This window comes from Streptomyces sp. GLSS-08 (assembly GCF_056387915.1).
Genome location: NZ_JBWJAQ010000017.1, coordinates 40,468 through 60,282 on the forward strand (window position 1 = coordinate 40,468; position 19,815 = coordinate 60,282).

Genomic DNA, 19,815 nt, shown 5'->3' on the forward strand with positions numbered 1-19,815 from the left:
TTGGGAGGGGACGGGGGCGTTCACAGCTCCCCCATCCGCCGGATGACGGGCGCCACGCGCTGGACGCCGTGGCGGTAGGCGCCGCGGGCCGCGCGCCGCACGATCTGCCGTACGGGGCTGGGCTCCTTGTCGGCGGCGGGTGCGCCGGGCAGCGGGCTGCCGTCGGGGGCGAGGTGGTGGCGGGCGAGGATGCCGGGCAGGTAACCGGGCGCGGTGACGGGCGTGTAGAAGGGCGCGAGCCGCGGGAGCCGGGCGGCGCAGAGCAGTTCGTCGATGCGGGCGCGCGCCGGGTCGAAGGCCGTCTCGTAGGACCCTGCCCCGACGGCGACGCCCTGCCGGGCCACCCACGCCGGGTCGGGTGCCGGCTCGTACCCGGCGTCGAGCTGGTCCCAGGAGGCCAGGCAGCCGGAGCCCACGAAGTGGTGGTTGCCGAGCGCCTCGCGGATCCCGAGGTCGGTCAGGACGACGGTGGGGACGCGGCGGTGCAGGGACTCCAGGGCCGCGGTGGAGCTGACGGTGACCAGCAGGTCGGTGCGGTCCAGGACCTCGCCCATGTGCCCGTACACCAGGCGGAAGTTGGCGGGCGGACCGGCCTTCTCCGCCAGCTTCTGGTAGGGCAGCTCCTCGATGTGCGTGGTGTGTTCGCCCGGCCTGGAGCGCAGCTTCAGCAGGACCTGGCGGTCCGGGTGCAGCCGTGCGTGCCGGATCAGGCGGTCCAGCAGGTACGTACGGTCCCTGCGGCTCTCCGGCACGGAGGGCTGGGCGGCGAAGACGACCGTGTACGGGTCGTGCCTCCGGTGCTCGGCGCCGCCGAGGAAGGGCAGTGCCACCTCCGTCACCGACGAGGCGTCGGCTCCCACTCCCTCGTACACGGCGCGGAAACGCTCCGCGTCCTGGCGGGAGTTGGCGAGGACGAGGTCCGCGCCGTGCCGCAGCAGCAGGCCGTCGGCGAGCTTCTCGTAGACGACGCCGACGTAGCCGGTGACCACCACGGGCCGCCGGGTCCGGCCGTCCCAGGCCCGCCCGAGCCCGTGCAGCATCGCCTGGACGGCACCGCCGACGAGGGCGAGCACGACGATGTCGTACGTCTCCTGGCCCATGGCGCGCAGGAACTCGACGCCGGTGACCTCGCGGAGCGAGTCGGGGCGGACGCCGACTTCCTCGAGCTGGCGGGCGGTGGGCGTGGCACGGCCGCGCAGCAGGAAGCCGTCGAGCCGGATGTCCGATTCGGCCGGTGAGATGCGGTTCGCGGTGAGCGAGCCCCATTTCCACCGGGTATCGGAATCCGCGAGGACGGCGACCCGCAGGGACTTCCTGGTACTTGCTGGCACGTCGACGACGCTAGGAAGCGAGGAAGAGGTGCGGCCCAACCCGAATGCAACAAAGGGTTAACAGCACATCGACGAATGGGGATCGGGGCCCCGATCCCCTTGTGAATCAGCCCGGTTCACGGCTTCGCCACGCGTCGTTCACCTTGCATCCCACCAACGGTCAAGACGAATGCCGGGCCGCCGCCTAACGTCACTCGGGTGGTCAAGCTCTCCGTCATCGTGCCGTTCTTCAACGTGCAGCAATATGCGCCCGACACCCTGAAGAGTCTGCGTGCCAACACACGCGACGACTTCGAATTCATTCTCGTCGACGACTGTTCCCGCGACGAGACGCCGGACATTCTCGCGCGCGCGGAGCGCGAGCTCCCGGGCGCGGTGCATGTCCGGCACGAGAAGAACGGAGGCCTTGCGACCGCGCGCAACACCGGCATCGACGCGGCGCGCGGCGAATACCTGACGTTCCTCGACGGGGACGACTGGATCGCCCCCGGCTACTACGAGCGGCTCCTCGCCTCCATCGAGGAGCTGGGCTGCGACTTCGTCCGTACGGACCACGTCCAGTGCACCGCGCGGGCCCGCGCCGTCCACCGGGTCCCGCACGGCCGGCGGGGAGTCGTCCTGCGTCCCCGGGACGCGATCCTGCCCGCCGACCGGTCCACCTCCGTCGACTACGCCTACGCCTGGGCCGGCATCTATCACCGCCGGCTTGTCGACCGGGGGCTGCTGCACTTCACCGACGGACTGCGGACGGCGGAGGACCGGCCGTGGATCTGGAAGCTGCACCGGGAGGCGGAATCATTCGCCACGGTGGGCCTGCTCGGAGTGTTCTACCGGCGCGGGGTCGCCTCTTCCCTCACGCAGATCGGGGACGTGCGGCAGCTCGATTTCATCCGCGCCTTCGACCAGGTCGTCACGGAGACCGCGGCGGACCGCGACGCGGACATTCTGCTGCCCAAGGCCGTGCGCACCTATTGCGCGATCATTTCCCATCACCTGGGATCCATCGAAAGGTTCGAGCCATCCGTGGCACGGAAATTGAAGTCGATGAGCGCCGTCGCCTTGCGGCGCATGCCGCAGGACGTACTGGACGAGGCGCTCGACTCGATGGACGTCCAGCGCGCGACGCGGCTGCGCCGGCTGCGGCGCCGTCCGGTTCCGGCCACGGGGGTGGCCGCGTGACCACGCAGATCTTCATGGTGTCCACGCTGTACGGCACGGCGACGCTCGCCGCGGCCCTGGACACGGACTGTTTCGCACCCGTCGACCGGCGCATCCTGCTCGTGTCCAACAACGCGGCGACGCCCGAGACGACGCCCGCCGTGGACGAGATGCCGGGCTTCGCGCAGCTGCGCGGCCGCTTCGACGAGGTGATCTCGTGGAACGAGACCATCTCCCCCTTCCACCCGGGGGGCTGGGCACCACGGCCCGACGACGTGCCGCTCTGGGAGCGGCATCTGCGGCTCGCCTGGCGGCTCGGCGACGACGACGTCGAGCTGGCCGTCGAGTCGATCCAGGTGAACCCGGCGCTCGCCGTGGCGCAGATCTTCCTGGGCGCGCCCGTCACCGTGTACGCGGACGGCCTGATGAGCTACGGGCCCACCCGCTCCAAGATCGACCCCCTGGTCGGCACGCGGGTGACCCGGCTGCTCCACCTGGACCTGGTGCCGGGTCTCACGCCCCTGCTGCTCACGGAGTTCGGCGTCGGCCCCGAGGTCGTGCCGACGGACGCCTTCTCGAAGGTGCTCGCCGAACTCGGGGACACCGGCGACGCGTTGCCGCAGATCGAGGAACCGGCACTGCTGCTCGGCCAGTACCTCTCGGCGCTCGGCATCCTCTCCGCCGAGGAGGAGGAGGACCTGCACGTAAGGATGCTGAAGGGCGCCGTCGAACTCGGCCACACCCGCGTGGTGTTCAAGCCGCACCCCACCGCGCCGGCCCGCTGGTCGCGTCTCCTGGAGAAGGAGGCGGAGAAACTGGGCGCCGACCTCACCGTGCTCGACACCCCGGTCCTCGCCGAGGTGCTGTACCAGCGGATGCGTCCCGCGCTGGTCGTCGGCTGCTTCTCCACCGCGCTGCTCACGGCGTCCGCGCTGTACGGCCTGCCGGTCGCCCGCATCGGCACGGAGACGCTCCTCGACCGCCTCACGCCGTACGAGAACAGCAACCGCATCCCCGTCACCGTCGTGGACGCGCTGCTGCCCGAACTGACGGACCGGGCGGCGGTCGCGTCGCAGCGCCCGGGCCCGGAGGCGGCGGACCTCACGAGCCTCGTCCATGCCGTCGGGTACGCCATGCAGCCGAAGATCTACCCGCGGCTGCGCCCCGCCGCCGAGCGGTATCTGACCGGTCGTCTGGACCAGCGCACCTGGCGCTACTTCAAGCGGCGGCGCCTGACCTCGCTGGCGCTGCCCGGCGCGGTCCCCGCCCAGCTCGCGTTCCTTCCGCGCAACGCGACCGTCCGCCGGGTGGCCCGCCGCGCGCGCTCCCTCAAGCGGGCGACGCTCGGATGACCGCGTCCACGAAGGAGCCGGCGGCCCTCGCGCCCCCGGCCGCGGCGGCCGCCGACGTCCCGCCCCGGACAGGTCCCCGGGTGCACGCGCCCCGCCTGCGCGCGCTCGACGGGCTGCGGCTGATCGCCGCGCTGATGGTCGCCGCGTACCACTACGGCGGCCGGGACGGTGAGATCTCCGAGGCGTGGGGCAGCTCGCCGAGGCTGCAGTTCCCCACCCTGCACCCGTGGTTCGCGTACGGCTGTCTCGGCGTGCAGATCTTCTTCGTGATCAGCGGGTTCGTGATCTGCATGAGCGGCTGGGGCCGCACGCTGCGCGCGTTCTTCGCCTCGCGCGCCTCCCGTCTGCTGCCGTCCTACTGGGCGGCGGTGATCCTCGTGACGGCGGTGTTCGCGCTGCCGGTCGTCACCTACCGGGCGGTGTCGCCGAGCGACGCGCTGGTGAACCTGACGATGCTCCAGCAGCCGCTGGGCGTGGACCGGGTGCTGGGGGTCTGCTGGACGCTGTGGGCCGAGGTCCGCTTCTACGCGCTGTTCGCCCTGTGCATCGTGCTGCCGGGCGCGAACCGGCAGCGCGTCATCCTGTTCTGCGCGGGCTGGACGCTGGCGGCGGCGATCGCGGAGTCCGCGAACCAGCCCCTGCTGGACATCGTCCTGATGCCGCAGTACGCGCCGTTCTTCATCGGCGGCGTCGGCCTGTACCTGGTCCACCGCGACCGGCGGGACGCGTACGCCTGGGGCATCGTCGGCGTCAGCTGGCTGGTGGGCCAGCACTACGCGGTGACGGAGCTGTGGCACGCCCCGAACCCGGACTTCTTCTCGTACCGCACCTCGTACGGCATCGTCCTGGTCGTCACCCTCGGGTTCCTCGCGGTCGCCGCGATCGCGCTGGGCTGGCTGAGCGGGGCGAACTGGCGCTGGCTGACCGTGGCGGGCGCGCTGACGTACCCCTTCTACCTGGTGCACGAGCATCTGGGCTGGGTCGCCGTCAAGGCCTATCACCGCACCCTGCACATCCCGTCGTACGGGACCCTCCCGCTCACGGTCCTCACGATGCTCGTCCTCGCGTGGCTGCTGAACCGCTGCGTGGAGGACCGGCTGGGGCCCCGGCTGCGGGCGCTGCTCACCTCCGCCCGCTGAGGTCCCGGGCCCCCGCCACCCGGGGCTCAGGCGACCCGGTACCGCGCCTCGATCCCCGCGACCACCAGGCGCAGCCCCTCCTCGAAGCCCTGCTCGTAGTCCTGGAAGAGCTCGGCGCCCGCGGCGGCCGAGAGGGGGAAGTCCGCCATGCGCGCGGCCCGCTCCGCCACGTCGAAGCCCTCGCGGCGCTCCCCCGGCAGGGGCTGGACGCCCTGCTCCTCGGTGACGAAGCCGAGGGTGAAGAGGTAGGCGGTGGTGATGGCGCGGACCGCCTGGGGGAGGTCGAAGCCGGCGTCGAGGAACGCGCGGAGGTGCTCCTCCATCTGGACCGCGTGGTCGGTGCCGGTGAAGCGGGAGCCGCTGAAGACCTTGGCGCCGTCGCGGTAGCCGAGCAGGGAGCAGCGCAGGGCGCGGTTGGCCGCGAGGAGCCGTTCCTGCCAGCTGCCGTCCGGGGCGGGCCGCGCCCCGGCCACCATCCGGCGGTACATCTCCGTCGCCATCTCGTCGAGCAGCGCCTGCTTGTTCTTGACGTGCCAGTAGAGGGCCGGGGCCTGGACGTCCAGCTCCTTCGCGATGGCCCGCAGGGTGAGGCCGTCGAGGCCCACCTCGTTGAGCAGTCGCAGCGCGGTGTCGGTGACCAGTCGCTTGTCCAGTCTGGAGGTTCTCCGGGAAGTCACGGTTGACAGTTTAACGCTGTTAAGTACATGCTGCGGCGCATGGAACTTAACAGCGTTAAGGAGCTGCCCGTGGACACCCTCGACACCGACGTGCTCGTCGTCGGCGCCGGCCCGACCGGCCTGGCCCTCGCCGTCGACCTGGCCCGGCGCGGGGTGCGCGCCCTGGTCGTCGAGCGGGCCGACGCGCTCTTCCCCGGCTCACGCGGCAAGGGACTCCAGCCGCGCACCCTGGAGGTCATGGACGACCTCGGGGTCCTGGACGCGGTCCGGGCGGCCGGCGGCCCCTACCCGATGGGCATGATCTGGCGGGACGGGGTGCGCCAGGGCGAGCACCGCATGATCGACGAGGCCGAGCCGACCGAGGCGGAGCCCTACCGGGGGACCTGGATGCTGCCGCAGTGGCACACCCAGGAGATCCTGCACGCGCGGCTGCGGGAACTCGGCGAGGACGTCGCGTTCGGCCGCGAACTGACCGGCCTCGCCCAGGACGCCGACGGCGTCACCGCGTCCTTCACGTCCGGCCCGCCGGTCCGCGCCCGGTACGCCGTCGCGGCCGACGGCGGACGCTCGGCCGTGCGGCGCGCGCTGGGCATCGGCATGCGGGGCGAGAATGTCGACCCGCACCCGACCCTGGTCGCCGACGTCCGGATCACCGGGCTGGACCGCGACCACTGGCACCTCTTCCCGCCGGCCGGCGGCGCGGAGCTCATGGCGGTCTGTCCGCTGGCCGGGACCGAGGACTTCCAGGTCCTCGCGCAGTTCCCCGCGGACCTGACGCCCGACCCGTCCCCCGAAGGCCTGCGCAAGGTCGTCGCCGCCCGCTCCCACCTTGCGCCGGACGCGGTCACCGAGGTGCGCTGGACCTCCGTCTTCCGGGCGCGGACCGCGCTGGCGGACCGGTTCCGCGAGGGGCGGGTCCTCCTGGCGGGCGACGCGGCGCACCTGCACTCCCCGGCCGGCGGACAGGGCCTCAACACCAGCGTCCAGGACGCGTACAACCTGGGCTGGAAGCTCGCCGCGGTGCTGGGCGGCGGGGCCCCGGCGGAACTCCTCGACTCCTACGAGGCGGAGCGCAGGCCCGTCGCCGCGGACATGCTCGGCCTGTCCACCAGGGTCCACCGGGGAGAAGTCAGGCGCGGCGAGGCGACCGGGCAACTGGGCCTCGGCTACCGGGACTCGGCGCTCACCGAGGAGACCAGGACCGCGCCGGCCGAGGACGCGCTGCGCGCCGGGGACCGGGCACCGGACGGACGGCCCGGCGGCGTACGGCTCTTCGACGCGTTCCGGGGACCGCACTGGACCCTGCTGGCGGTGGGCACGGACACCCGGCTCCCGACGTTCGACGGGGACCTGGTGCGCACGCTCCGCACACCGGCGTACGAGGCGTACGGCACCGGTGTGTTCCTCGTCCGCCCCGACGGATACGTGGGCTGGGCGGGCGACACCGCGGACGGGGCGGCCGGCTACCTGGCACGGGTCGCCGGGGCCACCGGACGGGGCTGAAGTCCCGTCCGGCGCACGGCGGGGCCGCGTCCTACACCGAGCCGGCCAGCGACAGCTTCACCGCGAAACCGAGGAACAGCGCGCCCGCCGCCGAGGTGGCCCCCGCGGACAGGGCCCGGCGGCGGCGGAAGGCGGCCGCCAGTCTCGTGCCGCCGAAGATCAGCGCGGTGAGGTAGAGGAAGCTGGCGAGCTGGGCGAAGACGCCGAGCACGACGAAGGAGAGCGCCGGGTAGGCGTAGGCCGGGTCCACGAACTGCACGAAGAAGGCGACGAAGAAGAGGATCGCCTTGGGGTTGAAGAGGCTGACGACCAGCGCCCGCCGGAAGGGCCGCTCCCCGGCGACCGGCGCCGCGGGTGCGCTCCCGGCCCCGGCCCGCTCCCGCCGGGTCCGCCACATCGTCCACGCGGCCCGCAGCATCCCGGCCGCGAGCCAGGTCAGATAGCCGGCCCCGGCGTACTTCACGATCCCGAACAGCACCGCGTTCGCCTGGAGCAGCGAGGCGACTCCCGCGGCGGACAGCGTCATCAGCACGGCGTCCCCGCACCAGACGCCCGCGGCGGCCCGGTACCCGGCGCGCACACCGCGGCGGGCGGCCACCGAGAGCACGTAGAGCGAGTTCGGCCCGGGGAGCAGCACGATCAGGACGAGGCCCACGAGGTAGGTGGGGAGGTCGATGACGCCAAGCATGAGCAGGAGTGTCGCACAGGCGTACGGCACTCCGCTCGGGGCTTCTCGTGCGGCGGTACGGTCAGAACGCGTCGGTCGGCACGTACGTCCCCCAGACCTCCCGGAGGGCGTTGCACACCTCGCCCACGGTCGCCCGGGCGCGCAGCGCGTCCTTCATCGGGTACAGGACGTTGTCCGTGCCCTCGGCCGCCTTCTTCAGGTCCGCGAGGGCCGCGTCGACCACCGCCTGGTCGCGCTCGGCGCGCAGGGTGGCGAGCCGTTCCGCCTGCTGGGCCTCGATGGCCGGGTCGACGCGCAGCGGCTCGTAGGGCTCCTCCGCGTCGAGCTGGTAGCGGTTGACGCCCACGACCACGCGCTCGCCGGAGTCCGTCGCCAGGGCGATGCGGTAGGCGGAGCGCTCGATCTCGCCCTTCTGGAAGCCGCGTTCGATCGCGTTGACCGCACCGCCCATCTCCTCGACCTTCGCCATCAGCTCGACGGCGGCGGCCTCCACGTCGTCCGTCATCCTCTCGACCACGTACGAGCCGGCGAACGGGTCGACGGTGGCGGTGACGTCGGTCTCGTACGCCAGCACCTGCTGGGTCCGCAGGGCCAGGCGCGCGCTCTTGTCCGTGGGCAGCGCAATGGCCTCGTCGAAGGAGTTCGTGTGCAGGGACTGCGTACCGCCGAGCACCGCGCCCAGCCCCTGGACGGCGACCCGGACCAGGTTCACCTCGGGCTGCTGGGCCGTCAGCTGCACCCCGGCGGTCTGCGTGTGGAAGCGCAGCATCAGCGACTTGGGGTTCTTCGCGCCGAACTCCTCGCGCATCACCCTCGCCCAGATGCGGCGGGCGGCACGGAACTTGGCGACCTCCTCCAGGATCGTCGTACGGGCGACGAAGAAGAAGGACAGGCGCGGGGCGAAGTCGTCGACGTCCATACCGGCCGCGACGGCCGTGCGCACGTACTCGATGCCGTCCGCGAGAGTGAAGGCGATCTCCTGCGCGGGGGAGGCACCGGCCTCGGCCATGTGGTAGCCGGAGATCGAGATCGTGTTCCACTTCGGGATCTCGGCCTTGCAGTACTTGAAGATGTCGGCGATCAGGCGCAGGGAGGGCTTCGGCGGGAAGATGTACGTGCCGCGGGCGATGTACTCCTTCAGCACGTCGTTCTGGATCGTGCCCGTCAGCCGGTCCGCGGGGACGCCCTGCTCCTCGCCGACGAGCTGGTACATCAGCAGCAGCAGTGCGGCGGGGGCGTTGATCGTCATCGACGTGGAGACCTTGTCCAGCGGGATGCCGCCGAACAGGATGCGCATGTCGTCGACGGAGTCGATGGCGACGCCCACCTTGCCGACCTCTCCGGAGGCGATCGGCGCGTCGGAGTCGTGGCCCATCTGGGTCGGCAGGTCGAAGGCGACGGACAGGCCCATGGTGCCGTTCGCGATCAGCTGCTGGTAGCGGGCGTTGGACTCCACGGCCGTACCGAAACCGGCGTACTGGCGCATCGTCCACGGCCGGCCGGTGTACATCGAGGGGTACACGCCGCGCGTGAACGGGTACTGCCCGGGCGCGCCCAGCTTCTCCGCGGGATCCCAGTCCGCAAGGGCGTCCGGCCCGTAGACCGGCTCGATGGGCAGTCCGGACTCCGACTCGCGCGCCATGGTGTGTGCCTCCGCATGCTTGGTTACTCGCTAGTACAGACGACCCTCGCGACGGACTGTAGCGGCGGCCATGCGCCCGGTGGAGAGGACCGCGCTGGGACCTTGCTCACAGACCCGTTCGGGCCCGTCCGGGGTCCCTGCGTGCCTGTCCCGACTATGGCGCACGCTCCGGCCGTCAACAATGGCGGCTGGTTCGCAACCGGACGCGTGAGGGGAGCATCTCAGGTGACACAGCCGAGCCGGCGCGGAACTCCGAGACGACAGGGGCCGGAATGCGTAGGACGGGCATGAGGAGGGGCGTCGCCGCGCTCGTGGCGCTCGCCGCCGTCGCCGGCTGCAAGGCGGCGGCCGACGGGGCCGGGGACGGACGGCAGCCGCTGGTGCGGATCGACGTCACGGGCACGCCCGACGCCAAGGGCCGGCAGCAGGACGCCACGCCGGGGGAGGACGGCGACACCGGGAAGCCCGGCACGCGGGAGCCCGGCACGCCGGCCGCCGCACGGGTGCTCTGGTCCTCGGGCGACCGGGGCACGGACGTCCGCGAGGTGCAGGCCAGACTCCGGCAGCTCGCCTGGCTGTTCGAAGGGCCCACCGGGACGTACGACACCGCGACGGTCACGGCGGTCAGGGGCTTCCAGGGCAAGCGCGGGCTGCCGAGGACCGGCGCGACGGACACCGTCACCTGGCGGCGGCTGGTCCGGATGACGCACGGGCCGACGAAGTGGGAGCTGTACGCCTTCGGCGGGCAGCCCGCCGCGAAACCGGACCCGCGCTGCATGACCGGGCGGGTGCTGTGCATCAGCAAGACCAGCCGGACCCTGCGCTGGATGATCGACGGCAGGACGGTCTCGACGATGGCGGTGCGCTTCGGCGCGCAGTACACACCCACCCGCGAGGGGGTGTTCACCGTCTACTTCAAGTCCCGCCACCACGTGTCGACGCTCTACGACTCGCCGATGCCGTACGCGCTGTTCTTCAGCGGGGGCCAGGCGGTCCACTACTCGTCCGACTTCGCGGCCCGGGGCTACGCCGGGGGCTCGCACGGCTGCGTCAACGTACGGGACGAGGCGAAGATCTCGGCGCTGTTCGCGCAGGTCCACTCGGGGGACAGGGTCGTCGTCTCCTGGTGACGCGCGGGCCCCGCCGCGGGCGGGAGGAAGAGTGGGGCGCGGGCGGAACCGGGGGAACGTGTCCCGCCCGCGCCTCGGTGCACCGAGCCGTGGGTACGGGGGGAACCCCGGCTCGATGCGAGGGCCGATGACCAGTCGGCTCACTCATTACTGCGCCCCGGCGGCCGAAAACGTCACACCCACGCGGGAAAAATTTCACCGAATTACGAAACCGCAGGTCAGAGCGGTGCACGGTGGCAGGCTCCCTGGGTTCTCCCAGCTCAGGAGCGTGGCGGCACCGACAGCGCGCTGTACACGGGCGAGGGACTGGACGCGGCGGAGTCCGCCGGGATCCTTCCGGTCCAGACGTGCTTCGCCGGCTTCGGCGCCGACGCGGAGGGAGCGAAGGCCGCGGGCGGTGTGGCGTCGGCGTTCCCCTGGTGGCCGCCACCGCCCGGGACCATGTGGTGCTTGCCGTCGTCACCCCGGCCGCCCTTGTCCCCCTTGTCCTTGTCCCCCTCGTCCTCGCCCTTGTCCTTGTCCTTGTCCTTGTCCTTGTCCTTGTCCTTCTTGCCGCCGCTCTCCTCGGTGGCACCGGAACGGCCCTCCGCGTCCCCGAGGACGCCCTCGCAGTACTTCTTGACGCGGCCGGAACCCCGGGCCGCGTCCTCCAGGACACGCCTGCGGTCCGCGTCGAGCTGCCGGCCCCTGCGCAGGTCACGGCAGGACGCCAGCACGCTGCCCCGCCGGTCGTCGGAGCGGCCGGACGCGCCCGTGTCCTCGGCGTCCGGCTGCCCGCCCGCGCCGCCGCCCCGCGCCTCGTCGCGTCCGGTGCCACCGGGGGACGAGCCCTCCGTGGACCCGTCCGGTGACGGCACGCCGGACCGGCCCCCGGTGACGCCGGGTGACGGGGAGACGAGCGGCTGCCGGGGTGTCGAGGCCGCGGAGACCGTGGCGGCCGGTGCGGGCTCGCGGTCGCCGAACGGCGTGGGCAGCACTCCGGTTCCCGCCGCCACGGCGACCCCGCCGATCATCCCGGCGGCCAGCGCCGCCGCCAGTCCCAGCCGCAGGGGGCGGCCCCAGGAGGTCCGCCGGCCGGTCCGCGCGGGGCGCCCGAGGCGTACCAGGCCGGCGTCGGCGGAGCGGGCGGCGCCGCGCGTACGGTGCTCGCCCCCGGGCAGCGCGGACTCGTCGTCCGCCCCGGTGCGTGCCGTACGGAAGGCGGCCAACGCCGCGGCCTCACCGGGGAGTTCGGCGCTGTTCAGCGGGGGTGCGGCGGCCAGCGCCAGCAGGGCCTCGGCCAGCCGGTCCGCCTGCTCGCGGGTCTCGGCGTCGACGGTCTCCAGCGGCTCCCCGCGCAGCAGACGCTCCGCGGCCTCACGGTCCAGCCACCTGTACTGCTCGTCGGCCATCACATGTCCTTCTGCGTCCGCGCTCGCGTACGCGTCACACCGGCGGACGTCACCGCGCGGGTACGCGGCTCTTTTTGCGGGGGTAGGGCACCGAGGGCGCCCGCGGATTCCGCATCCGCGCCGAGCAGCTCCGCGAGCCGCTTCAGGCCGCGGTGCGCCGCGGTGCGGACGGCGCCGGGGCGCTTGCCCAGGGTCTCGGCCGCGGTCTTGGCGTCGAGTCCGACGACGACACGCAGCACGACGGCCTCGGCCTGGTCCTGCGGGAGCCGGGCGATGAGAGAGAGGGTGCTGTCGGTGGCCAGGGCCTCGATCGCCTCGCCCGCGGTGTCGGACTCGGCCGCCTGCCCGGTCAGCTCGGTTTCGTCGCCGCCTATCGCGGGGCGGCGGCCGCGCATGCGTATGTGGTCGAGGGCGCGGTTGCGGGCGATACGGGCGGCCCAGCCGCGGAACCGGTCGGCGTCACCGCTGAACCGCTCGAGGTCACGGGCGATCTGCAGCCAGGACTCGGAGGTCACGTCCTCGGCGTCCGGGTCGCCGACCAGCGTCCGTACGTACCCGAGCAGCCGCGGGTGCACCGCGCGGTACACAGTCCGGAACGCGGTCTCGTCCCCGTCCTGTGCCGCAAGCACCGCGGCGGTCAGCTCCGCGTCGTCCCCCAGCACCGCGCCCCTCTTGCGCCTAGGCCGGCGCCGCTCTCGCGGACCGGGTTCTCGCCGTTGTGTCCCTCTGTCGAAGGTCGCGGTCGTGGGCCCTTCGTGGATGTGGCGCCGGTTCACAGTCCGGCGCGAAAGGCACGTTACGGCGTGAAACCGCTCTTCGTCCATGACCGTAGAACCTGCAACTAACTCGTGACGCGGTGAGGTGTGACAGAAAGCGCACTCACGGCGCTGTAGGAAGTACGGGCCGCGCGGCCCGTGCCGCGCGACGGCCGGGGTCTCTCCTGTGGGGGGTGGCGGCCCCGGCCGTTGCCATCGGCACACGGCCGAAAGCCGGCACACCTCAGCCCGCGGGGCAGGATGCGCACCTTCCGGCACCCGGGACGCGGGGCGAGAATCAGCCCCTCCGGCACCCGGGACGCGGGGCAAGAATCAGCCCCTCCGGCACCCGGGACGCGGGGCAAGAATCAGCCCCTCCGGCACCCGGGACGCGGGGCGAGAATCAGCCCCTCCGGCGTTTGAGGAGCGGGGTCCGGGGCGGAGCCCCGCGGCGGGAGCAACCACCCCCGTGCCGAGCGCGACCGACCAGAACCTAGCCCCGCCCACCCTTACCGTTCCCGTTCCCGTTCCCGTTGCTCTTCGACGCCTTGGGCCGGGCAACCGACCCCGGCCCGGCCGGCCCGGCCGCCCCCGTCGGACGGCCCGCGTGCGTCGGCCGCCCCTTCTCCCGGGCCGCGCCACCACGCCCCGGAGGGTCGCCGTCCGCGCTCGCCTCCGCCCCGCCCAACCGCTCCGCGCAGTACGCCTCGACGTCGTCCTCCCCGCCCGCTTCGGCGACCAGCCGCTGCCAGGCGGCCGAGCCGAGGGCCCGGCCCCGGCCCGCGACGGCCTCGTAGGCACGGCAGTGCGCCTCCGTGTCCCGGGCGCCCGGCGACCGCCCGGACGGGCTCGTGCCGCCGGGTGCGGGAATCGCCCCGGGCCGCCCCCGCGAGGGACCCGCGGTGCTCTGGGACGGCTCGGCCCTCCCCCGCCGCTCCGCGCCGCCGCCGGACGACAGACCGGCCGGACCGATGCCGGCGACGGCGACCCCGCCCAGCGCGAGGCCGGCGCACAGCGTCACGAGCACCGTCCGCAGCGACCGCCTCGCCCGCCGCTGCTCCCGCGGCCGCCAGTCGTCCCGGCGCCGGTCCTGCACGCGGTGCGCCCTCTGCTCCCTGGCAGCGCGGAACGCCGCGACGGCACGCCGCTCCCCCCGCGGATCGACCGGCCGGCTCCGCACGGCGGCGAGCAGAACCTCGACGGACGCCTCCGCGGACCCCGCGGGCGACACGGACCCCGCGGGCGCCACGGACTGCGCGCCCGCCGGACCCGACCCCTCGGCGCCCGGCCGCACGGCGACCGGAGGTACGGCCCGGCGGCCCGGAGCCCTCCCGTCGCTCTGCCGTTCACCCATGTCCGCATCCGTCCCCGGCCGTCGTCGTCCCGGCGCCCGTCCTCCCGGCGCTCATCCCGACTCCCCCAGCGTCCGGGGGCCCCCAGGCGTCACACCCTCGGCCCCGAGCTGCCGGGCGAGGCGCCTGAGGCCGCGGTGCGCGGCGGTGCGGACGGCGCCGGGCCGTTTGCCGAGGACGCGCGCGGCGGCGGGACCGTCGAGCCCCACGACCACCCGCAGGAGTACGGCCTCGGCCTGGTCGCGGGGCAGCCCGGCGACCAGCTCCAGGGCGTACCCGGTGGACAGGGACTCCAGTGCCTGGTCGTGCGTGCTGTGGACGCCGGGCAGTTCCAGCAGATCCTGTTCGAGCGCGGTCGCCCGGGGCCGTACCCGCTGCCGGCGCAGATGGTCCAGCGCCCGGTGCCGGGCGATGGTCGCCGTCCAGCCGCGGAAGCCCGCCCCGTCCCCCCGGAAACGCCCGAGGTCCCGGGCGATCTCCAGCCACGCGTCGGACGCCACGTCCTCCGCGTCCTCCCCGACGAGCCCGCGCAGGTACCCGAGCAGCCCGGGCTGCACGATGCGGTACGCGACCGCGAACGCGGCCTCGTCCCCCTCCTGGGCCCGCCCGACGGCCACGCCCAGCTCCCCGTCGTACGCCTGCACGCGGCAGGGCTCCCCTCCCTGGCCCAACACTGTCCTCGTTCGCACCGAGTCGTCACGGATCCGCGCCATGTGCACGGCCGGCCGTGTCCACGCCCCCACGGTCATCAGCGTCAAGCCCCACAGAAATGTCACAGCCCGTCAGAAGCCCCGTCGCCCGTGCCGCGCCCCCGCCGTCCGGAACCCCGCGGCACTCCCCTACGCGGACCGCCTGTCGCAGCCGGCGGCCCGGCTCGCCCGGCCGTGCACCTGGAGGTACAGCGTGCGCACGGATTCGGCCGCGCCCTCGTCGAACCGCTTCACCACCTTCCCGAGCGGGTTCCACACCCGTCCGTCGGGCATCCGCACCCCGACCGGCTGCCCGAACAGCTCCTGCTGCCCGGCGTCGAACTCGACCCACACGCCACCGGCCCGCCGGACGAACACCTCCCCGGTGTAGACGCCGAGCCCGAACAGCACGTCGTGCACCCGCCTCCGCTCGGTCCCGCCCTTCCTGACGCCGTCCACGATGAAGTCGACCACCCGGAGGCTGTCCACGGAGTAGTCCAGGGGCAGCCGGTTGCGCGCCGTGACCCGCCGCACGAACTCCGCCGCCTGCCACCGCATCCGCGCCTCGACCTCACTCCGCTTCGCCACGAGCCCCCCTCGCATCCCCTGCGCGTCCGGCGCGCGCCTCTCGGGACCCAGCGGACGAGGGCCGCGGAACGTCACTCTCCGGACGGCTGTGCGATGCCTTACGGACAGCCCTCCGAAGGCTGTGACACGCCTCCGCCGGTCAAGAGTGATGTACGGCACACCTTCCGGCGGTGCGGTTTGCCCGTCACTGTGCGCTGGAATAGAGAGCCACCTGCGTGACGGGTGGTCTTTTTGTGAAGTTCTTCTAGGGGTGGGGCATTTGAGTCGCCGTAAGACCCATGCGTACAAGCCGCTGAGCCTGAAGCGGAGGACGTGGCTGACGCTCGGCGCCGTCGTACTGGGTGGAGCGGGGGTCGTGTCGTACGCCGTCGCGAACCCGAGCGGCGGCCCGGCCGCGGACGCCGCGCGCGGCAAGCGTCCCGTGGCGGTGCACGGCCTCACACCGAAGAACGGCGGAGCCGGGGCGCGCGAGCTGCCGAGGACCGGCACCGACCCCTTCTCGCTGGTCGGTGTCTCGTGGACCGGCGCCACCGCCGAGCTCGACGGAACCGCTCAGGTGCGCACCCGCAGCAGCGAGACCGGGAAGTGGAGCGGCTGGCAGAGCCTCGACGTCGGCTTCCGTCCCGTCGACGGCGCCGAGCCGGGAGCGAAGGACGCGCGCGGCACGTCCCGGCCGCTGTGGGTCGGCGCGAGCGACGGGGTCCAGGCCCGGATCGTCGCCGCCGACGGCTCCTCGCGCGCCGGGCTGCCCAAGGGGCTCCAGGTCAACCTGGTGGACCCGGGCGTGACCGCCGCCGAGGCCGTGAGCGCCGCGACCGGCGACGCAACCGCCGCCGGGACGGACCGGGCGAGCGGGACCACCGGCACGGTCAACACCGGCACGCTGGACAACGCCGCCTTCGCCGAGAACCCGACCGACCCCGCCTCCGCGTCGCCGACGGACTCCGCCGCACCGTCCGCCCCCGCGAGCGCGTCCGCGTCGGCCACCACGTCCGAATCCGCCGCCGCACCGGCCACCGCCTCCGCGTCACCGGCCACGACCCCGTCCCCCGCCCCGTCCCCGCTCGCCTCCACCGTCGTCCAGCCGCCCGTCGTCCCGCGCGCCAAGTGGGGCGCGAACGAGTCGGCGGTGGCGGACGCGCCGGAGTACATCGACGGGATCGACGCGGTCTTCGTCCACCACACGGGCGGCACGAACGACTACAGCTGCGCCCAGTCGGCGTCCCTGGTGCGCGGCCTCATGGCCTACGACATCCAGGTCGGCAAGCGAAACGACCTCGGCTACAACTTCCTCGTCGACAAGTGCGGCCGGATCTTCGAGGGCCGCGCGGGCGGCATCGACCTGCCGGTGCGCGGCGAGCACACCTACGGCTTCAACGGCCGGTCGACGGGCGTCGCCGTCCTCGGCGACTTCGAGGGCGATGCGGCCGCCACGCCGGTGAAGCCCGCGGGCAAGCCTTCCCGGGCCGCCGTGGAGTCGGTGGCGCGCCTCGCCGCCTGGAAGCTCGGCCAGTACGACGGCGACCCGAGCGGCTCCGTCACGCTGACCGCCGACGCCGACACCGGCAAGTACGCGGCAGGCACCCGGGTCACGCTGAAGACCGTCGCGGGCCACAAGGACGTCGAGACGACCACGTCCCCCGGAAAGAACCTCTACGGCAAGCTCGCCGAGATCCGCCGGTACGCCTCCAGCGCCGGCCGGAACTCCGCGGCGCCCACGGCCGACTACACCGGCGACGGCGTCAGCGACCTGGTCGCCGCCACGCCCAAGCAGGGCAGCGGCTGGCTCACGCTGGTGCCCGGCGGTACCGGCGGGCCCGTCGCCGCCTCGAAGCGGAAGCTCAACCAGGGCAGTGCCGGTGTCCCCGGCGCCGCCGAGTCCGGCGACCTGTGGGGGTCCGCGACCGCCTGGGGCGACATCAACGGCGACGGGGTCGCGGACCTCGCGGTCGGTGCGCCCGGTGAGGACGACACCACGCACACGGACCGCGGCGCGGTGACGATCCTGTACGGGCCCGCGTTCGACACGGGCGCCGACACCATGGCGCTGGGCGACGACTACAACCCGAACGGCGCCAGGTTCGGCGCGACGGTCGCGGTCGGCGACTTCAACGCCGACGGCAAGGCGGACGTCTTCACGGCGGCCACCGGCACCGGCGGCAACTGGGCGGCCCGCTTCGGCGACGGCCACGAGGTCGCCGGCGACATCACCACCGTCAGCGGCGCCCTCGCCTACGCCGACGCGGCCTCCGGCGACTTCAACCGGGACGGCTACGCGGACGTCGCCCTCAACTACCGTGACGCGTCCGGCGCCGGCAAGGTCACCTGGTTCAAGGGCTCCAGGACGCTCGGCCTGTCGAAGGTGTCCACGCTCACCGTCAAGGGCGGCCGCTCCGTCGCCGCCGGCGACGTGAACGGCAACGGCTACGACGACATCGTCGTCGGCCAGCCCTACGCGGGCGAGTCCGGCGGCAACTCCGGCGGCCAGGTCACGGTGGTCCCCGGCACGTCCACCGGTTTCACCGGCACCGGACTGACGACGGTCCACCAGTCCACCACCGGGGTGGAGGGCGCCTCCGAGTCGGGCGACGCCTTCGGCACCTCGGTCTCGGTGGGCGACGCCGACGCCGACGGCTACGCGGACGTCCTCACCGGCGCCCCGAACGAGGACGTCACCCGGGACGGCGCGAACCGGTCCAACGCGGGCTCGGTGTGGCTGCTCAAGGGCACCTCCACGGGCCTGACCGGCACCGGGTCGCTGGCCGTCTCGCAGGACACCGAAGGCGTCCCCGGTTCCACGGAGACCGACGACAAGCTGGGCTCCGCGCTCTCGCTGACCGACGTCACCGGCGACGGCTACGCCGACCTGACCGTCGGCGCCGAGGGCGAGGACACCGGCAACGGCACCCTGCTGTACGTGCCGGTCCCCGGCGGGTCCGCCGCACCGGCCCGGTCCGCGTACTACGGGCTGACCCAGCTGGGCACGGCGACGGCGGCACGACTGGGCCAGGTGCTCACGCCGTAGCGCCGCGGCGTCACCGCCCGGCAGCCCCCGCGGCCGGGGCCCCGTCCTACCGGGGTCCCGGCCGCGCTGTCGCGTCCCGGCACAGCAGCCGCAGCGAGCCGTCCCCCGCGTAGCAGCGCCGGGCCTCGTCGACCGGGTCCCACAGCCGCCCGTCGGGGGTGCGGACCCAGTGGTCGCCGCCGCTCTCCCACCACTCCGCGCCGCTCTCCCGGACGAGGACCTCACCCGCGTACGCGCCGAATCCGCGCAGCACGCTCTGCACGGCGGCGTACGGCGCCCCGTCCCGTCGTATCTCCTCGATCATCCGGTCGACGCGCCAGAGGCTCTGCGCCGAGTAGTCGAGCCGCAGCCGTGCGCCTTCACGCATCGCCGCGACCGCGTCCGCCGCCCATCGCACGGGCTTCGTGGCGGCTGAGGGCCTGGTTGCCTGCTGTGCTGTCACACTCCCAAGAGCGCGTACGCGGCGGGATTCGTCACTCCGTCCGGGCGGTCGCGGCGACACCGGCGCAGGACCGCCCCACCGTCCCCACGTCCGCCCCGGGACGGTCACAGGACCCTTGCGCCGATCGGCGTTTACACCCGGCCGCGGGCTCGCCGGGACACCACCGCGCGCAGCACGCGCCGCCCTTCCGTCGACGCGTCGAGGGCGGGCCGCAGTCCGCCCGCGCCGTGGTCCGCGAGGAGTTCCAGGACGGTGATCTGGCGTCTCAGCTCGGCCGCGACCAGCGGTGACATGCCGTCCGTGCGGCCCTCACGGCGGGCCGACACCGGGGAGGGGCCGTCGTCCGCGGCGTCCAGGAGCCGGTGGACCTGGAGGGCCGCCTCCGAGCAGGCGTCGGCCCACTCGCGCAGGGCGGTGCCGGAGGGCGCCGCGGGTACGGCGTCGAGCATGCGGCGGGTGAGCAGGGCGGCCTCGTCCTCGTCGGCGGGACCGCCTTCCGGCACGACGGAGTCCAGCTTCGCGCGGACCCCGGCCAGCCGCTCCTCCCACGCCTCACCGTCCACGAGGCTCGCCCAGAGCGGGCGCAGGATCTCGTCGTCACCGCCCAGCAGCGGCACGCAGCGATCCAAACAAGCCAGTCCGCTCGCGGCCAGGCCCCGCTCGTCGGCCTGAGCGACCAGGTCCACCAGGCTCATCAACGCCTCCTCGAAATCCGTCGAAGTCCCTCGACAGGGCGCCTGTGTCTCACGGAGCCCGCATTTCCCCTTACTGCGTGCGACGGCCCGGGAGTGTCACAGCGGCACCGCGCGGGTCGGACCGGGCAACCGGATGAGGAGGTTTTCGGCCAAGGGGCCGTGGCCGGAGCCGGGGTCGGGACCCGGGTATGTTCACCGTGCTCCGCGCGGGATCCACGGGTTCACCACCGGCGGTCCGGGAAGTGCCCGAGTCTGCTC

17 protein-coding genes are annotated in these 19,815 nt (G+C 73.5%); 6 read left to right on the plus strand and 11 right to left on the minus strand.

The features are described 5' to 3' along the window. Window positions 1–20: 20 nt before the first annotated feature. Window positions 21–1,331: a DUF6716 putative glycosyltransferase gene (locus AC0ZLC_RS26425; protein WP_476754455.1), complete on the minus strand. Its 1,311-nt coding sequence runs from the start codon at window positions 1,329–1,331 to the stop codon at window positions 21–23. 198 nt (window positions 1,332–1,529) lie between these two features. Between AC0ZLC_RS26425 and AC0ZLC_RS26430 the strand changes: the two genes are divergently transcribed. From AC0ZLC_RS26430 to AC0ZLC_RS26440, 3 genes are read left to right on the plus strand one after another with little or no spacing between them, the layout of a single operon-like run. Continuing rightward, window positions 1,530–2,510, plus strand: a complete 981-nt coding sequence (locus AC0ZLC_RS26430; protein WP_476754456.1) for a glycosyltransferase family 2 protein — start codon at window positions 1,530–1,532, stop codon at window positions 2,508–2,510. Next, window positions 2,507–3,841 carry an alpha-2,8-polysialyltransferase family protein gene (locus AC0ZLC_RS26435; protein WP_476754457.1) on the plus strand — a complete coding sequence of 445 codons (1,335 nt, stop codon included), beginning with the start codon at window positions 2,507–2,509 and terminating at the stop codon, window positions 3,839–3,841. Before AC0ZLC_RS26430 ends, AC0ZLC_RS26435 begins: the two co-directional genes overlap by 4 nt. Beyond that, window positions 3,838–4,980, plus strand: coding sequence for an acyltransferase family protein (locus AC0ZLC_RS26440; RefSeq protein ID WP_476754458.1), 1,143 nt, complete (start codon window positions 3,838–3,840; stop codon window positions 4,978–4,980). Before AC0ZLC_RS26435 ends, AC0ZLC_RS26440 begins: the two co-directional genes overlap by 4 nt. A 26-nt stretch (window positions 4,981–5,006) precedes the next feature. On the opposite strand, the gene AC0ZLC_RS26445 is transcribed toward AC0ZLC_RS26440, so the two are convergent. Further along, the gene (locus AC0ZLC_RS26445) at window positions 5,007–5,657 is read right to left on the minus strand and encodes a TetR/AcrR family transcriptional regulator C-terminal domain-containing protein (RefSeq protein ID WP_476754459.1); all 651 of its coding nucleotides are present in this window, start codon (window positions 5,655–5,657) and stop codon (window positions 5,007–5,009) included. Window positions 5,658–5,696: 39 nt separating this feature from the next. Between AC0ZLC_RS26445 and AC0ZLC_RS26450 the strand changes: the two genes are divergently transcribed. Next, entirely contained in the window at window positions 5,697–7,160 is a 1,464-nt protein-coding gene (locus tag AC0ZLC_RS26450; protein WP_476754460.1) for an FAD-dependent monooxygenase, read from the plus strand. 31 nt (window positions 7,161–7,191) lie between these two features. On the opposite strand, the gene leuE is transcribed toward AC0ZLC_RS26450, so the two are convergent. Both leuE and AC0ZLC_RS26460 read right to left on the minus strand, forming a co-directional pair. Next, complete coding sequence (leuE, locus tag AC0ZLC_RS26455) at window positions 7,192–7,848, minus strand: leucine efflux protein LeuE (RefSeq protein ID WP_476754461.1); 657 nt, start codon at window positions 7,846–7,848, stop codon at window positions 7,192–7,194. A 61-nt stretch (window positions 7,849–7,909) separates the two neighbouring features. Beyond that, entirely contained in the window at window positions 7,910–9,490 is a 1,581-nt protein-coding gene (locus AC0ZLC_RS26460; protein WP_476754462.1) for an acyl-CoA mutase large subunit family protein, read from the minus strand. A 272-nt stretch (window positions 9,491–9,762) separates the two neighbouring features. Between AC0ZLC_RS26460 and AC0ZLC_RS26465 the strand changes: the two genes are divergently transcribed. Further along, window positions 9,763–10,620 carry a L,D-transpeptidase family protein gene (locus AC0ZLC_RS26465; protein WP_476754463.1) on the plus strand — a complete coding sequence of 286 codons (858 nt, stop codon included), beginning with the start codon at window positions 9,763–9,765 and terminating at the stop codon, window positions 10,618–10,620. Between the two features lie 260 nt (window positions 10,621–10,880). On the opposite strand, the gene AC0ZLC_RS26470 is transcribed toward AC0ZLC_RS26465, so the two are convergent. The 5 genes from AC0ZLC_RS26470 to AC0ZLC_RS26490 form a co-directional block, all read right to left on the minus strand. Next, window positions 10,881–12,011: a hypothetical protein gene (locus AC0ZLC_RS26470; RefSeq protein WP_476754464.1), complete on the minus strand. Its 1,131-nt coding sequence runs from the start codon at window positions 12,009–12,011 to the stop codon at window positions 10,881–10,883. Continuing rightward, on the minus strand, window positions 12,011–12,673 hold the full coding sequence (locus AC0ZLC_RS26475; RefSeq protein ID WP_476754465.1) for an RNA polymerase sigma factor: 663 nt from the start codon (window positions 12,671–12,673) through the stop codon (window positions 12,011–12,013). Before AC0ZLC_RS26475 ends, AC0ZLC_RS26470 begins: the two co-directional genes overlap by 1 nt. A 586-nt stretch (window positions 12,674–13,259) precedes the next feature. Beyond that, entirely contained in the window at window positions 13,260–14,120 is an 861-nt protein-coding gene (locus AC0ZLC_RS26480) for a hypothetical protein (RefSeq protein WP_476754466.1), read from the minus strand. A gap of 51 nt (window positions 14,121–14,171) precedes the next feature. After that, window positions 14,172–14,789: an RNA polymerase sigma factor gene (locus AC0ZLC_RS26485; RefSeq protein ID WP_476754467.1), complete on the minus strand. Its 618-nt coding sequence runs from the start codon at window positions 14,787–14,789 to the stop codon at window positions 14,172–14,174. A gap of 168 nt (window positions 14,790–14,957) precedes the next feature. After that, complete coding sequence (locus AC0ZLC_RS26490) at window positions 14,958–15,395, minus strand: hypothetical protein (protein ID WP_476754468.1); 438 nt, start codon at window positions 15,393–15,395, stop codon at window positions 14,958–14,960. A 250-nt stretch (window positions 15,396–15,645) separates the two neighbouring features. On the opposite strand from AC0ZLC_RS26490, the gene AC0ZLC_RS26495 reads away from it, so the two are divergent. Continuing rightward, window positions 15,646–18,420, plus strand: coding sequence for an FG-GAP-like repeat-containing protein (locus tag AC0ZLC_RS26495; RefSeq protein ID WP_476754469.1), 2,775 nt, complete (start codon window positions 15,646–15,648; stop codon window positions 18,418–18,420). Window positions 18,421–18,466: 46 nt separating this feature from the next. On the opposite strand, the gene AC0ZLC_RS26500 is transcribed toward AC0ZLC_RS26495, so the two are convergent. Both AC0ZLC_RS26500 and AC0ZLC_RS26505 read right to left on the minus strand, forming a co-directional pair. Then, window positions 18,467–18,862, minus strand: coding sequence for a hypothetical protein (locus AC0ZLC_RS26500; protein WP_476754470.1), 396 nt, complete (start codon window positions 18,860–18,862; stop codon window positions 18,467–18,469). A gap of 131 nt (window positions 18,863–18,993) precedes the next feature. After that, complete coding sequence (locus AC0ZLC_RS26505) at window positions 18,994–19,557, minus strand: hypothetical protein (protein ID WP_476754471.1); 564 nt, start codon at window positions 19,555–19,557, stop codon at window positions 18,994–18,996. Window positions 19,558–19,815 lie beyond the last annotated feature (258 nt).